The sequence below is a fragment of the Tepidiphilus sp. HLB4 genome, assembly GCF_054823945.1.
Genome location: NZ_JSYB01000018.1, coordinates 26,886 through 42,043 on the forward strand (window position 1 = coordinate 26,886; position 15,158 = coordinate 42,043).

Below are 15,158 nucleotides of genomic sequence, written 5' to 3' on the forward strand. Positions count from 1 at the left end.
AGAGTGAATCATGGCCAATTCCAAACACGAAATCCTCGAGCGTAGCGTCACGCTGCTCATCATCGCCACCTTGCTGGTGGTGAGCATTGGTGGCCTGGTCGAGATCGTGCCGCTGTTCTTCCAGCATTCGACCACCAAGCCGATCGACCGGCAGGGTAATCCGCTCGATGTCAAACCCTACGACGCGCTGCGCCTCACCGGTCGCGACATCTACATCCGCGAAGGCTGCTACAACTGTCATTCGCAGATGGTGCGTCCCTTCCGGGCCGAGACCGAGCGTTATGGCCACTACTCGGTGGCGGGCGAGTACATCTACGACCGCCCCTTCCAGTGGGGGTCCAAACGTACCGGTCCCGATCTGCACCGTGTGGGCGGCCGCTATTCGGACAACTGGCACATCGCGCACCTGCGCAACCCGCGCGACGTCGTGCCAGAGTCCAACATGCCGGCCTTCCCCTGGCTCGACCGGCCGATCAGCCAGCGCGACATCAACGCCATCCAGGACAAGATGAAGGCGCTTCGTGCCTTGGGCCACCCCTACACCGACGAGGAGATCGCGCAGGCGCCATCCATGCTCGAGGGCAAGACGGAGATGGAGGCCCTGGTGGCCTACCTGCAGGGCCTCGGCCGGGCGTTGTCGAATTTCCAGTGAGTGAGAGGAGGGCGTGATGGACATCAACGACCTGCGTTCCTTGGTGACGGTGCTGTCGTTCCTTTGCTTCATCGGTATCTGCGTTTGGGCGTACAGCCGCGCCGCCAAGCCGGCGTTCGAAGAAGCCGCACGCCTGCCGTTCCTCGAGGACGACGACCCGGTGCTCGCCAACGATCACAAGGAAGGGAACTAAAATGGCAGACTTCATCAATGGGTTCTGGAACGCGTACGTGATGGTGCTCGTGGCGCTGAGTATCGCGTTCTGCATCTTCATCATCGCCTTCAACATGCGGGTGAGCGGCAAGGTGGGTGAGCTGCAGCCGCACAAGTGGGACGAGACGCTGCAGGAGTGGAACAACCCGCTGCCGCGCTGGTGGATGTATCTGTATTGGCTCACCATTTTCTTCGGCATCGCTTACCTCATCATCTACCCCGGCTTCGGCTCTTTCCCTGGCATCGCCAAGTGGACCTCGGTGGGGCAGTGGGAGCAGGAGATGAAGAAGGCCGACGAGCAGTATGGTCCGAAGTTCGCCAAATACCGCAACATGGACGTGAAAGCGGTGGCGGCCGATCCCGAGGCGATGGGCATGGGCAAGCGGCTCTTCCAGACCTACTGCATGCAGTGCCACGGGGCCGACGCGCGCGGGGCCAAGGGCTTCCCCAACCTGACTGACCATGACTGGCTGGGCGGGGACGGCTCGCCCGAGTACATCAAGACCACCATCACCGCGGGGCGCATGGGCGTGATGACACCCTTCAAGGACATCCTCTCCGAGGATCAGATGAAGGACGTGGCCAATTACGTGCGCTCGCTCTCGGGCCTGTCGCACGACGCGCAGCGCGCGCAGCGGGGCGCCCAGGTCTTCGCCGAGAACTGCGCCGTCTGTCACGGGCCGGACGCCAAGGGGAATCCGCTGCTGGGTGCGCCCAATCTCACCGACGACATCTGGCTGTGGGGCTCGTCGGAGGCCCAGATCATCTCCAACGTGACCAACGGCATCCAGAACCGTATGCCGGCGTTCGGGGAATTCCTGGGCGAGGATAAGGTCCACATTCTCACTGCCTACGTGTGGGGCCTGAGCAACAAGCAGTAAGGTCTGAGGCAGCAAAACCCGCGGCGGGGCGTCTGGGGGCGTCTCGCCGCATCTTCCCTTCCCGCCGGAGTGCTTCTGTTCTATAAAGAACGCGGGTCCTGACGAAGAGTCTTCCTCATCATGAACGAACCGCTGAAAACCGCCGAGACGCGCCCTGCCGCGAAGGCCGCTGCTTCCGAAGAGGCGCCTTCCACGCTCTACGCCAAGCGCAAGAAACTCTATGTCCGTTCCACCACGGGGCCTTTCCAGCGGCTGCGGTGGTTCTTCGTCTTTCTCACCCAGGCGATTTTCTACGGTTTTCCGTGGCTCACCTGGAACGACCGTCAGGCGGTGCTCTTCCATCTCGTCGAGCGCAAGTTCTACCTCTTCGGCTGGGTGTTCTGGCCGCAGGACGTCTTCTACCTCTCGCTCATCCTGATCCTGTCGGCCTACGCGCTCTTTTTCTTCAGTGCCGTGGCCGGGCGTGTGTGGTGCGGCTATACCTGTCCGCAGACGGTCTATACCGAGATCTTCCTATGGTTCGAGGAAAAGATCGAGGGCGATCACATCAAGCGGCGCAAGCTCGACGCTTCGCCCTGGACCATGGAGAAAATCCTCAGACGCGGCGCCAAATACGCCGTATGGATCATCTTTTCCCTCGTCACGGGCTTCACGCTGGTCAGTTATTTCACGCCGCAAAGAGAGCTGTGGCATGAGCTGCTTTCCTGGAGCTTCGGCCCGTGGGAGACTTTCTGGATTTTCTTCTACGCCGGGTTTACCTTCCTCCTCGCCGGGGTGCTGCGCGAGCAGGTGTGCAAGTACATGTGCCCTTATGCGCGCTTCCAGGGCGTGATGTTCGACCCCGACACCCTCATCATCACCTACGACGCCGAGCGCGGCGAGCCGCGCGGGCCGCGCAAGAAGGGGGTCGATCCCCGGTCGCTGGGCCTGGGGGATTGCATCGACTGCGGCATCTGCGTGCAGGTCTGTCCCACGGGGATCGACATCCGCAACGGGCTGCAGTATGAATGCATTGCCTGCGCCGCCTGCATCGATGCCTGTAACCAGGTGATGGACAAGATGGGTTACCCTCGTGGGCTCATTCGTTACACCACCGAAAACGCGATGGCGAATCATTGGGACCGTGCCCAGACCATCCGGCGCGCGCTGCGTCCGCGGGTGCTCATCTACGGCGTCATCCTCATCGTGGTGGCTTCGGTGCTCTTCTGGAAGATCGCCACGCGGCCCGACGTGCGCGTCGACGTGATGCGCGACCGGGCCGCGCTCGCGCGCGAGATCCGCGGCGGCTGGATCGAGAACGTCTATACGCTCAACATCATGAACATGGTCGAACGGCCGCGGCGCTTCACGCTCACGGTGGGTGGTTTGCCCAACCTCAAGCTCGAGGGCCCGGCGGAGTTCGACGTGCCGCCCGCGACGACCTTGCCGCTGACGGTGCAGGTGCAGGCGCCGGCAGGAACGGCCCCCGCCGGGACGCACAAGATCTATTTCGAGGTCAAAGTGGTGGGCGAACCCGAAGATGTGACGCGAGAAGTGGCCACCTTCATCATTCCGGAGTAAGGCAATGGAAGCTCGGATGGATGCGCGCAATACGTCCCGGACGATACCCTGGTACCGCCAGAAATGGCCATGGCTGCTGATGCTGCCGCCGGCGGCAGCGGTGGTGGGCGGGTTCATCACCCTGTGGCTGGCGATCAAGACCTGGGATGGCTTGGTGGTCGACGATTATTACAAGGAAGGCTTGGCGATCCGCAAGACGATGGATCGATCGCTGAAGGCCGGCGAGCTCGGCCTGACCGCCTATGTGAGCATCGATGCCGAGCGTCTGCGCCTGCGCTTCGACGAGGAGCGCGCCAAGGCGAGACCGCCTTTTCTCGTCGTGACGCTCACCCATCCCACCCGGGCCGGCATGGATCAGGTGGTGCGTCTGGTGCGCGACGAGGGGCGCTACGTCGCGCCGATTGCGCCGCTCAACGCTGGGCGCTGGCTGGTGCAGATCGAAGATGAGTCCCGCGAGTGGCGACTGAACGGGACCGTGCATGTTCCCACAGAGAGCGAGGTGAAAATCGAACCGTTCGTACCTGCAGCAGACTGAAAGGAGGGACGTGCCATGTCGGATGCACTGCGTGAATTGTTTTCATCGGGGATTGGCTTGCTGAGCCTCTTCACCATCGCCTTCATCATCGTAATGGCGTTTTACATCTACCGCTACGTCAAGCAGCAGATCCAGGAAGAGGAAAAAAGTGGCAGCACCACCGCCTCTTCGGGGCAACAGCAGCACCGTTTGTCGTAACGCGAAACGAAAAAGGCCGCACGATGCGGCCTTTTTTGAGTACAGCGGGCAAAGGGGCTCAGCGGTAGACGAGCACCGGCAGCTTGCTGTGGGTAAGCACTTTTTGCGTCTCGCTGCCGAGCAGGAGGCCCGCCAGACCGCGTCGGCCGTGTGAGGCCATGAAGATGAGGTCGCAGCCGTGGCGCTGGGCGCAGTCGATGATCGCCTCCCACGGCGTGTCGCTCACCACCGTGTCGGTGTCGCACGGCACGTTTTCCTTTTCCGCCATCGCCTTGGCTTCGGCGAGGATCCGGTCGGCTTCTTCCTTGGCCGCGCGGCGGAATTGATCCGGCGTGGTGGGGTCGATCAGGGCGCCTTCGCCGTAGACCGGCAGCGGAAAATCCGGTTGGGCGTAGAAAAAGGTGATTTTCGCGCCAATGCTTTTGGCAAAGGCGACGGCGCGCTCAGAGGCGCTGCGCGACAGATCCGAGCCGTCCGTCGGCACCAGAATGTGTTTGAACATCGTGCTCCCTCCTCGAGTAGGTTAACATCGACCCATTATAACCACGCTCGGCCGAGGTGCAAGATGACGAAGAAAGGGCGACGACCGGGAAATGATGCCGAAAACCATGAAGGACACGGTGCAGGAAAAGGGCGCCGTCGCGAGCCGCCCCATTTTTTGCGCCGGCACCTTCCTCTCTTTCCCGAGGTGCGTTTCCTCGGGGGAGTGCAAGAGGTCACGGGGTCGTGTTACCACGTGGCGGCGCCTGGCGGCGAGTTTCTCGTCGAGTGCGGCATGTTCCAGGGAGGGCGCGAGGCGACGCGCAAGAACCTGGAAGCCTTCGCGTTCGATCCTTGGGCGCTGCAGGCGGTGATCGTCACCCATGCGCATCTGGATCATTCCGGTTTGCTGCCGCGTCTGGTGGCCTTGGGCGCAAGGGCGCCGATCCATGTGACGGAGGCGACCGCCGATTTGTTGCGGGTGATGCTGCTCGACAGCGCCCACATCCAGGAAAAGGAATGGGAGTGGCTCTCGAAACAGTCGCATCGTACCCGCCGCCGTCTGATGGTCTCCGATGCGCCGCTCTACACGGTGGCGCAGGCACAGGAGAGCCTGCGCTGGCTGCAGCGACACGATTATGGGCGCTGGTTTCCCGTGGTGGCGGGTGTTCGGGCCAGGTTTCATGACGCCGGGCACATCCTGGGGTCGGCCATCCTCGAGCTGGAGCTCGAGCGCGGCGACGGGGCGCTGCGCCGCTGGGTGTTCAGCGGGGATCTGGGCATGCCGGGGAGGCCCTTGGTGCGCGATCCAGCGCTGATTCCTGAAGCCGACGTCGTCTGGGTCGAATCGACTTACGGCGATCGCGAGCATCGCCCATGGGACGAGTCGGTCGCCGAGCTGGAGACGGTGCTGCGCCAGACGCTGCCGCGGGGCAACGTCGTGATCCCGGCCTTTGCCGTCGGTCGTACCCAAGAGATGATCCTGGTGCTCGCCGATCTGGTACGCCGCGGCCGCTTGAATTCTCTCAACGTGGTGGTCGACTCGCCCATGGCCACCGAGGCGAGCGAGATCTCGGCGCGCCACCTCGATCTGTGGGATGAACCCAGCCGTGAGCTTTTTTCCTGGATGCAGCGTAACCGCGACCGTTTCCGTCTGCGATTCACGTCAAGCGTGGAGGAGTCGATGGCGCTCAACGGCGTGCGCTCGGGGTTGGTGATTGTTTCAGCCAGTGGCATGTGCGAGGCCGGTCGCATCAAATATCACCTAAAATACAATTTGCCCCGACCGGAGTGCGCCATCGTCATCGCTGGTTTCCAGGCGGCGGGTACCTTGGGGCGACGGCTCGTCGATGGGGCGCAACAGGTGACGATCTTCGGGGAACGAATCGCGGTACGGGCCGGTCTCCATATGATAGGAAGCATGTCGGCGCATGCTGACCGGCAAGGTTTGCTCGGCTGGTTGCGCGGTTTTCGGCGCCCGCCGCAGCAGTGTTTCGTCACGCACGGTGAATCGGGGCAATCTCAGGCGTTCGCGGATACGATCCGCAGCGAGCTCGGTTGGTCCAGCGTCGAGATCCCGGCTCGCGGTCAGACGTGGCAGGATTCTTGGCAACGAGGAGGCCGTCATGGCGAGAAGTAGGGCACGCAATCCGCGGCAGGAGCCGCGCGAGGAAGTGGAACGGCGCATCGAAGAGATGCCCGAACAGGTGGCGGAGATCGTGCATCGCGCCATGGAGGGAAGTTTCGATCCCTTGGGCAACATCGCTCCCATCCTGCACGCGCAGGTGCTTTGGGCCTTGCATCCGGTGGCGCTGTGGTCGAAGGAGATCGAGCTCGGCAAGCGCAACGTCGCGCTGATGCGCTATGTCGCGCAGCGCCTCTCGGGTCAGTCGGCCGAGCCGCCTTTCGTTCCCGAGCCCTATGACATCCGTTGGGACCATCCCGTATGGACCGAATCGGCCTGGTGGTCGGCCCTGCAGCAGGGCTATCTCGGTTGGGGGCAGTCCCTGGTCGAGATGGTGCGCCAAACCCCCGCGATCGACGAGCGCGAACGGCGCCGCGCCGTTTTCTGGACGGGGGAATTCGTCAATGCGCTTGCACCGACCAATTTCTTTTGGACCAACCCCAAGGCGCGCGAGCTTGCCGCCAAGACGTGGGGGTTGAGCCTCGTCGAAGGGTACAAGAACTTCCTGTCTGACATGGCTGCCGGCATGGTGCGGATGACGCGGCCGGACGACTTCCACGTCGGGGTGAACCTCGCCACGACGCCGGGGGATGTGGTGCACCGCAATGGGCTGGTGGAGATCATCCGCTATGCGCCGACCCGGCCGCAGGTGCATCGCCGTCCGGTGGTGATCGTGCCGCCGTGGATCAACAAATTCTACGTACTCGATCTCACTCCCGACAAGAGCCTGGTGAAGTATCTGTGCGACCAAGGGTTCGAAGTCTTCATCATCAGCTGGAAGAACCCCACGCCTGAGATGGCCAACACGACCTTCGACGACTATCTCATGCAGGGGGTGGACGTGCTCGTCGAGACGGCACGCTCGATCACCGGCGCCGACAAGGTCAATGCGGTGGGCTATTGCATCGGCGGTACGGCCCTGGCGAGCTACCTCGCGGTGATGAACCGCAAGCTGGGAGCGGACGCCTGCCCCGTGGCGGATGCGACCTTCTTTACGACCCTCGTCGATTTCTCCGCCCCGGGCGACATCGAGGTCTTCATCGATCCGGCCACGGTCGATTTTCTCTGCCGCAAGATGCAGCTCGATGGCTATCTGCGCGGCGAGGACATGGCCGAGGCGTTCCGCCTGTTGCGCTCCAACAGCCTCATCTGGCGCTACATCGTACACGGCTGGCTCTATGGCGAGGAGCCCGAGCCCTTCGACGTGCTCTACTGGAACATGGATCCGACGCGCATGCCGGCGAAGATGCACTGCTGGTATCTGCGCGAGTTCTATCTCAACAACCGCCTCATCCAGCCCGATGCGCTGACCTTGGCCGGGGTTCCCGTGGATCTGCGCCAGATCGTGCAGCCGGTCTATGCCGTGGGCACCGAGGACGATCACATCGCCCCTTGGCAGCAGACCTTCAAGCTGATGCGGCACGTGCGCGGTCCGCGGCGCTATGTGCTGTCGAGCTCGGGGCATATTCTGGGCATCGTCAATCCGCCAAAGAACCCGCCCAAACGCAAGTATTGGGTGAGCGATCTCACCGATCCGGTGCCGCGGGCCGATTCCTGGCTCAAGTCGGCATCCGAGCATCCCCATCCCAACAGCTGGTGGGGGGACTGGGTCGAGTGGCTCAGGCCGCAGGCGGGCGAACTGGTAACGCCCAAAGACCGGGCGAGCGTGCCTTCGCTCGGGTCGGCGCCGGGAACCTACGTGCTCGAGCACTGACGCGGCTTGCCGGTTCGTTTTCAGTGCGACAGGGGCGCCTGGATGAGGGCGCGCAGACGCTCCCGGTCGCACAGGCGGATGTTTTTGTGCTGCACCTCGATGAGCCCTTCTTCCTGGAAATGCGACAGGGTGCGGGAGACCGTCTCGAGCTTGAGCCCGAGGTAGGAGCCGATTTCTTCGCGCGTCATCCGCAGCCGGAATTCCGTGCCGGAGAATCCACGGGCGGCGAAGCGCTGGGCGAGGTTGAGCAGGAATGCGGCAAGCCGCTCTTCGGCGCGCATGGTGCCGAGCAGCATCATGACACTTTGTTCGCGCACGATCTCGCGCGAGAGCACCTTGTGAAATTGCGCTTGAAGTCCGTGGATTTCGCGCGCGAGCGCTTCGAGGCGGGCGTATTCGATCACGCACACCTCGCTGTCTTCGAGCGCGATGGCGCTGACGACGTGCAGCCCCGTGCTGATGCCGTCCAGCCCCAGGAGCTCGCCGGTCATCTGGAATCCGGTGACCTGTTCCCGGCCGTCTTCGAGCACGATGGTGGTCTTGAACGAGCCGGCGCGGATGGCGTAGAGTGCTTGGAAGGGGCTGCGCACTTCGTAGAGCGCTTGATGGCGTTTGAGCTTGCGCCGCGTTCCGATGAGTTCCTCGATGCGGGCGACGTCTTCTTCGCTCAGCCCGACTGGCAGGCACAGCTCCATGAGGTTGCACTGGGAGCAGGCCACTCGCAGCTGGCGCAGGGTGGGCGGAAGTTGGAGGTCCATGGCGCTTCTCTGGGGGTAAAGGAAACGTTTTCGTTGATGGCGGTCAACTCATCGTCGGCCGTTTCGTGCCATATTATGGAGGTTGCCGCAGGCGTTCATGAGCACCGCGATGCAGGAAACCCATCGTCTCGTCGTCGACCCGGAGCTGATCCGTCGTTTCGACATCAGCGGGCCGCGTTATACCTCTTACCCCACGGCCGATCGCTTCGTCGAAGCCTTCGGGCCGGCCCAGTATGCCCGCTGGCTTGGCAGCCGCGAGGTGGGGGGGCTCAACCGGCCGCTGTCATTATACGTGCACATCCCCTTCTGCAATACGATCTGTTACTATTGCGCCTGCAACAAGATCATCACCAAGGATCATTCCCGCAGCGCGCGCTACCTCGATTTCCTCGAGCGCGAGATCGAGCTCGTCGATGGGCATCTGGCTGGCGGCCGTGAGGTTACCCAGCTGCACCTGGGCGGCGGCACGCCCACTTTCCTGGCCGAAGACGAGATGCGCCGGTTGATGGCGGCGATCCGGGCGCATTTCCAGCTCGCCGAGCATGGGGAATTCTCCATCGAGGTCGACCCGCGCAAGGTGGATGCGGCGCAGGTGGCCTTGCTCGCCGAGCTCGGATTCAACCGCATGAGCATCGGGGTGCAGGACTTCGACCCGCTGGTGCAGGCCGCGGTCAATCGCATCCAGAGTTTCGACGAGACGGCGGCGGTGCTGGAAGCGGCGCGCGACAATGGCTTCAAGTCGGTGAGCATGGATCTCATCTATGGTTTGCCGCACCAGACGGTGGAGCGGTTCGCCGCTACCCTCGAACGGGTGATCGAACTCTCGCCCGATCGCCTCTCGCTCTACAGCTATGCCCACCTGCCGCGGCTCTTCAAGCCGCAGCGGCGCATCGAGGAGGCGGCCCTGCCCACGGCGGCCGACAAGCTCGGCATCATGAAGTACGCCATCGAGCGTCTGGTCGATGCCGGCTACGTCTATATCGGCATGGATCACTTCGCCAAGCCCGACGACGAGCTGACGATCGCCCAGCAGCAGGGGCGCCTGCACCGCAATTTTCAGGGCTATTCGACCCAGGCCGAGTGCGACATGATCGCTTTCGGCATCTCCTCCATCAGCAAGCTGGGGGCGATCTACGCGCAGAATCACAAGACCGAGGAAGACTACTACGACGCGCTCGAGCGCGGTGAGCTGCCGGTGCTGCGCGGGGTGGAACTGACCGCCGACGACGTGCTGCGCCGTTCCATCATCCAGGCGTTGATGTGCCATTTCGAGCTGTCGATCGAATCGATCGAGATCGCGCATCTCATCGACTTCCGCCGTTATTTCGCGCCGGAGCTGAACGACCTGGCGCGCATGGCCGAGGCGGGGTTGGTGGAGATCGGAGATCGCTGGATCACGGTACTGCCGCCGGGGCGGCTGCTGGTGCGGGCGATCGCCATGGTGTTCGACCGCTACCTGCGCCACGACCGCGAACGCGCCCGCTATTCGCGCGTGATCTGAGGCGGCGACGTGGCCTGGAGCGGTTTCCTCGCGGTCTTCCTCATCGGGCTCCTGGGCGGGGTGCATTGCCTCGGCATGTGCGGCGGCATCGTCGGCGCGCTGTCGCTGCAGACGGCGCAGGGGGCGAAGTGGCCGCTGCATCTGGCCTACAACCTCGGACGCATCACCACCTATACCCTGCTGGGGGCGCTGTTGGGCTGGCTGGGGGCGATCGGCGGGATGCTCGAAGGGGTGCTGCCGGTGCAGCTCACGCTCTACGTGCTCGCCAACCTCATGCTGGTGGCCATGGGGCTCTATTTCCTCGGCCAGACGCGCTGGCTCGCGCCATTCGAGCGCGCCGGCCACCGACTCTGGCAGCGGATCCAGCCGCTCACGCGCCGTTTCCTGCCGGTGCGCTCGGTGGCGCAGGCGTTTCCGCTCGGTCTGCTGTGGGGGTTCCTGCCCTGTGGGCTCGTCTATAGCGTGCTTGCGACGGCGCTGCTGGCGGGCGACGGGGTGCGCGGTGCCGGGGTGATGTTCGCCTTCGGCCTTGGGACGCTGCCCAATCTGCTCGCCGCCGGGTTGCTGTTGCGGCGTTTTCGCAACGTGGCGGGACACCCTTGGGTGCGCCGCGCCGCGGGCTTCTTGGTGGTCGCCTTCGGGCTTCTCGGCCTGTGGCGCGCGCCGCAGCTGGGCGGCATGATCTGGCAGGGCGTGGTCTGCCACCCCTGAAGCCGCAGGCTGCCGTTATATAATCCTCCTCGACAGGGCCGGCGCACGCCGCCGGCTGCGATTTTTTTGTACGAGGGAGGAGTTTTCATGGCTTTCGAACGCGTTTCCGCCGGCAAGGACGTGCCCAACGACATCAACGTCATCATCGAGATCCCGGCACAGTCCGATCCGATCAAGTTCGAGGTAGACAAGGATAGCGGCGCCATTTTCGTCGATCGCTTCATGGGTACGACGATGCGCTATCCGCTCAATTACGGCTATGTGCCGCACACGGTGGCCGGTGACGGCGATCCGGTCGACGTGCTCGTGGTCACGCCGTTTCCGCTGCAACCGGGGGTGGTGATCCGTTGCCGTCCGGTGGGCCTGCTGAAGATGGAAGACGAATCGGGAGTCGATGCCAAGGTGGTGGCGGTTCCGGTGTCCAAGCTCACGCCGCTCTACGACAAGGTGCACTCGCTCGAGGATCTTCCGGAGCTCCTGCTGAAACAGACCGTGCATTTCTTCGAACACTACAAAGATCTGGAGCCGGGCAAGTGGGTCAAGGTGCTCGGCTGGGCGGGCGTCGAGGAGGCCAAGCAGGAGATCCTCGCCGGCGTGAAGAATGCCTCGTCAGCCCAGTAAAACGGCGCAGAGAGGATGAACGCGCTGCGCCTGGGCCTGGCCCAGATCGACCCGGTGGTGGGGGATTTCGCCCACAACGCGGCGCTCATCGCCGGGGTGTTCGCGCGGCTTGCCGCACAGGGCGCGGAGCTCGTCCTCACGCCGGAGCTCGCCCTGAGCGGCTATCCGCCGGAAGACCTGCTCCTGCGCCCTGATTTTTATCGCGCGGCGCGGCGCCATCTGGAATCGCTGGCGGCGCTCACCACCGAGGAGGGTCCGGCGCTTCTCGTGGGCGTGCCTTGGGCCGACGAGGGCGGTCGCTTCAACGCAGCGGCGCTGCTGCGCGGCGGCCGTATCGACGGGATCTATCGCAAGCGTCTGCTGCCGAACTACGCCGTCTTCGACGAGAAACGTTACTTCTGCGCTGGCAATGAGCCCTTCGTCTTCACCCACCGCGGCGTTCGGGTGGGGGTGGTGATCTGCGAGGATGCCTGGTCGGCCGGGCCGGTGGAAGAGACGGCGGTGCAGGGGGCGGAGCTCGTCGTGGCGCTCAACGCGTCGCCCTATCACCAGCAGAAGTGGCGTGAGCGCCAGGCCGTAGTCGCCGAGCGGGTCCGGGCCTCTGGCCGGGCGATGCTCTATGCCAACCTGGTTGGAGGGCAGGACGAGCTCGTCTTCGACGGTGCTTCTTTCGCCGTCGATGCGCAAGGCGCCTTGGCCTGGCAGGGACCGTTCTTCGCCGAGGCAGAGGCGGTGCTCGAGTGGCGCGAGGGGAGTTGGCAGCCGCATGCCCCTTGCTTCGATCCCTTGCCGCCCGAGGAGGAGCTCTATCGGGCGCTGGTGCTGGGGGTGCGCGATTATCTCGGCAAGAACGGTTTCCCCGGCGCGATCATCGGGCTCTCGGGCGGCATCGACTCTGCGCTCACGCTGTGCCTTGCCGTCGACGCGCTTGGGCCCGAGCGCGTGCGCGCCGTGATGCTGCCTTCGCCCTATACGGCGACCATGAGCCTGGAAGATGCCGCGACGCTCGCCGCCCGGCTCGGGGTGCGTTACGACGTCATTCCCATCGAGCCGGCGATGAATACGTTCTCGGCGATGCTGGAGCCTTTCTTCGCCGGCTTGCCGCCGGATACCACCGAAGAGAATCTGCAGTCGCGCATCCGCGGGGTGCTGCTCATGGCGCTTTCCAACAAGACGGGGGCGCTGGTGCTCACCACCGGCAACAAGAGCGAGATGGCCACCGGCTACGCCACGCTCTACGGCGACATGGCAGGCGGCTTTGCCGTGCTCAAGGATGTGTATAAGACTCAGGTGTATCGGCTCGCGCGCTGGCGCAACCGCAATGGTGAGGTGATTCCCGAACGCATCATCACGCGTCCGCCTTCGGCCGAGCTCAAACCCAACCAGTGCGACCAGGATTCCTTGCCGCCCTACGACGTGCTCGATCAGATCATCGAGCGCTACATGGAATGGGAATGCTCGCCACGGGAGATCATCGCCGCTGGGTTCGACGCTGCGGCGGTGCGTCGTGCCGTCACCCTTTTGAAGCGCAGCGAGTACAAACGGCGCCAGGCGCCGATCGGCGTGCGGGTGAGTCGCCGTGCCTTCGGGCGCGATTGGCGCTATCCCATCACGGCGCGCTATGCCGACGAATACGACGAGGAGAGCGGAGCATGAAAAAGATCGAGGCGATCATCAAGCCGTTCAAGCTCGACGAGGTGCGGGAGGCGCTCTCCGAGATCGGCGTGAGCGGCCTGACCGTCACGGAGGTCAAGGGCTTCGGCCGGCAGAAAGGGCACACGGAGCTCTATCGCGGCGCCGAATACGTGGTCGATTTCCTGCCGAAGATCAAGGTGGAGGTGGTCGTCACCGACGATCGCGTCGCCCAGGTGGTCGACGTCATCATGGAGACGGCGCGCACCGGCAAGATCGGCGACGGCAAGATCTTCGTGCTGCCGGTCGAGCAGGTGATCCGCATCCGCACCGGCGAGACCGACGGCAACGCGATCTGAGCCGAGTCATTCGCGGGGCGCGCGCAGCAGCACGATGAGCGCGCCACTGCCGCCGCGCGTGGGCGGGGCTTCGCAGAAGGCGAGGATCTCGTCGCGCTGCGCAAGCCAGCGCCGCGACAGGTGGCGCAGCACGGAGAAACCGCCTGGCGAGCGCAGACCTTTGCCGTGGATGACGCGGATACAGCGCAGCCCCTGGCGCCGGGCGCGGGTGAGGTAGGCCGAGAGCGCCTCGCGCGCCTCGAGCCGCGTGAGGCCATGCAGGTCGACTTCGCCTTGCAGCGCCCAGCGGCTGCGCCGCAGGTCGGTGAGCACGCGCCGCGGCACGCCGGGGCGCAGGAAGTGGGTGCTCTCATCGGCTTCCAGCCAGTCTTCGAGTTCCAGCGGGGCGAGCAGCTCCTCGGCGAGGATGGTGCGTTCGTCGGCGAGCTTTTGTCGCGGCACCGGCGCCGGGCGCGGGCGCTCGGGCTCCACCCGCGGCGGGAATGTGAGAGGACGAACGCCCGCGCGCCAGTCCGCTTCTTCGGCGGGTGCCTGTCGGGGGGCTGCACCGGGCGGGGCGGCCTTCCCTTTTTTGAGCGCAGCCAAGGGGGCCGCCCAGGCCGGCGGGCGAGGGCGGGTCATGGGATTCAGCTTCCCAGGCCGTCGAGATAGCGTTCGGCGTCGAGCGCGGCCATGCAGCCGCTGCCGGCGCTGGTGACGGCCTGACGATAGACGGGGTCTTGCACGTCGCCGGCGGCGAACACCCCTTCGATCGAGGTGGCCGTGGCGTTGCCGTGGCGACCGCCGCGCGTGACGAGGTAGCCGTTCTCCATGTCGAGCTGTCCGACGAAAAGCTCGGTATTGGGCTTGTGTCCGATGGCGACGAACACGCCTTTGACGGGGATCTCGCGCGTGCCGCCATCGACCACGTTCTTCACCCGCACCCCGGTCACGCCGGAGTCGTCGCCCAGGATCTCGTCGACCACGCTGTCGAGCACCAGCTCGATCTTGCCCGCGGCGACTTTCTCCATGAGCTTGTCGACCATGATCTTCTCGGCACGGAACTGCCGGCGGCGATGTACCAGGGTGACTTTGCGCGCGATGTTGGCGAGATAGAGCGCCTCTTCGACGGCGGTGTTGCCGCCGCCGATGACGGCGACGTCCTCGCCTTTGTAGAAGAATCCGTCGCAGGTGGCACAGGCCGACACGCCACGGCCCATGAACTTTTCTTCCGAGGGCAGGCCGAGGTACTTGGCGGTGGCGCCGGTGGCGATGATGAGCGCGTCGCAGGTGTAGCTGCCGGCGTCGCCCGTGAGGCGGAAGGGGCGCTGCGAGAGATCGGCCGTGTGGATGTGGTCGAACACGATTTCGGTGCCGAAGCGCCGGGCGTGTTTCTCGAAACGCTCCATGAGCTCCGGTCCCTGGACGCCTTCGGGCTCGGCGGGCCAGTTGTCTACCTCGGTGGTGGTCATGAGCTGGCCGCCTTGCGCAAGCCCGGTGATGAGGACGGGCTCGAGGTTGGCGCGAGCGGCGTAGATGGCGGCGGTGTAACCGGCGGGACCGGAACCGAGGATGATGAGACGGCTGTGGCGGGGGTTCATGCGAGGACTCCGAAGAAGAAAGCAGGCAGGGCGCGAGGCTGGGCCCATGAATCCAATTATAGAATGCTTACGCTTGCTG

Annotated in this window: 17 protein-coding genes; 13 read left to right on the forward strand and 4 right to left on the reverse strand. The window is 64.4% G+C overall.

The window, feature by feature from the left end; genetic code table 11:
- Positions 1-10: 10 nt before the first annotated feature.
- From ccoO to OA56_RS04530, 6 genes are all read left to right on the forward strand, one after another.
- Positions 11-652, forward strand: coding sequence for a cytochrome-c oxidase, cbb3-type subunit II (ccoO, locus tag OA56_RS04505; protein ID WP_141055087.1), 642 nt, complete (start codon positions 11-13; stop codon positions 650-652).
- 16 nt (positions 653-668) lie between these two features.
- Positions 669-845 carry a cbb3-type cytochrome oxidase subunit 3 gene (locus OA56_RS04510; RefSeq protein ID WP_055423469.1) on the forward strand — a complete coding sequence of 59 codons (177 nt, stop codon included), beginning with the start codon at positions 669-671 and terminating at the stop codon, positions 843-845.
- A gap of 1 nt (position 846) precedes the next feature.
- Positions 847-1,746, forward strand: coding sequence for a cytochrome-c oxidase, cbb3-type subunit III (gene ccoP / locus OA56_RS04515; RefSeq protein WP_461583690.1), 900 nt, complete (start codon positions 847-849; stop codon positions 1,744-1,746).
- 120 nt (positions 1,747-1,866) lie between these two features.
- The gene (gene ccoG / locus OA56_RS04520) at positions 1,867-3,306 is read left to right on the forward strand and encodes a cytochrome c oxidase accessory protein CcoG (RefSeq protein ID WP_141055081.1); all 1,440 of its coding nucleotides are present in this window, start codon (positions 1,867-1,869) and stop codon (positions 3,304-3,306) included.
- A gap of 4 nt (positions 3,307-3,310) precedes the next feature.
- Positions 3,311-3,841: a FixH family protein gene (locus tag OA56_RS04525; RefSeq protein WP_461583692.1), complete on the forward strand. Its 531-nt coding sequence runs from the start codon at positions 3,311-3,313 to the stop codon at positions 3,839-3,841.
- A gap of 15 nt (positions 3,842-3,856) precedes the next feature.
- Positions 3,857-4,039: a DUF3149 domain-containing protein gene (locus OA56_RS04530; protein WP_461583694.1), complete on the forward strand. Its 183-nt coding sequence runs from the start codon at positions 3,857-3,859 to the stop codon at positions 4,037-4,039.
- A 58-nt stretch (positions 4,040-4,097) separates the two neighbouring features.
- On the opposite strand, the gene OA56_RS04535 is transcribed toward OA56_RS04530, so the two are convergent.
- Positions 4,098-4,541, reverse strand: coding sequence for a universal stress protein (locus tag OA56_RS04535; RefSeq protein WP_055423473.1), 444 nt, complete (start codon positions 4,539-4,541; stop codon positions 4,098-4,100).
- Between the two features lie 63 nt (positions 4,542-4,604).
- Here OA56_RS04535 and OA56_RS04540 point away from each other — a divergent pair, with 63 nt between their 5' ends.
- A complete protein-coding gene (locus OA56_RS04540; protein ID WP_461583697.1) occupies positions 4,605-6,158 on the forward strand; it encodes an MBL fold metallo-hydrolase RNA specificity domain-containing protein in 1,554 nt (517 codons plus the stop codon).
- Positions 6,145-7,917 carry a PHA/PHB synthase family protein gene (locus OA56_RS04545; RefSeq protein ID WP_461583699.1) on the forward strand — a complete coding sequence of 591 codons (1,773 nt, stop codon included), beginning with the start codon at positions 6,145-6,147 and terminating at the stop codon, positions 7,915-7,917. The genes OA56_RS04540 and OA56_RS04545 overlap by 14 nt, the downstream gene beginning before the upstream one ends.
- A 20-nt stretch (positions 7,918-7,937) precedes the next feature.
- Here OA56_RS04545 and fnr read toward each other — a convergent pair whose 3' ends face one another.
- On the reverse strand, positions 7,938-8,675 hold the full coding sequence (fnr, locus tag OA56_RS04550; RefSeq protein ID WP_461583701.1) for a fumarate/nitrate reduction transcriptional regulator Fnr: 738 nt from the start codon (positions 8,673-8,675) through the stop codon (positions 7,938-7,940).
- A 97-nt stretch (positions 8,676-8,772) separates the two neighbouring features.
- On the opposite strand from fnr, the gene hemN reads away from it, so the two are divergent.
- The 5 genes from hemN to OA56_RS04575 all read left to right on the forward strand — a co-directional run bounded on the left by hemN (position 8,773) and on the right by OA56_RS04575 (position 13,499).
- The gene (hemN, locus tag OA56_RS04555; RefSeq protein WP_198289023.1) at positions 8,773-10,176 is read left to right on the forward strand and encodes an oxygen-independent coproporphyrinogen III oxidase; all 1,404 of its coding nucleotides are present in this window, start codon (positions 8,773-8,775) and stop codon (positions 10,174-10,176) included.
- Positions 10,177-10,185: 9 nt separating this feature from the next.
- Complete coding sequence (locus tag OA56_RS04560) at positions 10,186-10,887, forward strand: sulfite exporter TauE/SafE family protein (RefSeq protein WP_055423476.1); 702 nt, start codon at positions 10,186-10,188, stop codon at positions 10,885-10,887.
- An 87-nt stretch (positions 10,888-10,974) separates the two neighbouring features.
- Positions 10,975-11,508 (forward strand): inorganic diphosphatase, encoded by a 534-nt coding sequence (gene ppa, locus OA56_RS04565; protein WP_055423477.1) that lies wholly within the window; start codon positions 10,975-10,977, stop codon positions 11,506-11,508.
- A 15-nt stretch (positions 11,509-11,523) separates the two neighbouring features.
- A complete protein-coding gene (locus OA56_RS04570) occupies positions 11,524-13,164 on the forward strand; it encodes an NAD+ synthase (protein WP_055423478.1) in 1,641 nt (546 codons plus the stop codon).
- Complete coding sequence (locus OA56_RS04575) at positions 13,161-13,499, forward strand: P-II family nitrogen regulator (protein WP_028874947.1); 339 nt, start codon at positions 13,161-13,163, stop codon at positions 13,497-13,499. The genes OA56_RS04570 and OA56_RS04575 overlap by 4 nt, the downstream gene beginning before the upstream one ends.
- A 6-nt stretch (positions 13,500-13,505) precedes the next feature.
- Here the strand turns inward: OA56_RS04575 and OA56_RS04580 are convergent, their stop codons facing one another.
- Both OA56_RS04580 and trxB read right to left on the reverse strand, forming a co-directional pair.
- The gene (locus tag OA56_RS04580; RefSeq protein WP_461583705.1) at positions 13,506-14,120 is read right to left on the reverse strand and encodes a Smr/MutS family protein; all 615 of its coding nucleotides are present in this window, start codon (positions 14,118-14,120) and stop codon (positions 13,506-13,508) included.
- Positions 14,121-14,125: 5 nt separating this feature from the next.
- Positions 14,126-15,079 carry a thioredoxin-disulfide reductase gene (gene trxB, locus OA56_RS04585; protein ID WP_461583707.1) on the reverse strand — a complete coding sequence of 318 codons (954 nt, stop codon included), beginning with the start codon at positions 15,077-15,079 and terminating at the stop codon, positions 14,126-14,128.
- Positions 15,080-15,158 lie beyond the last annotated feature (79 nt).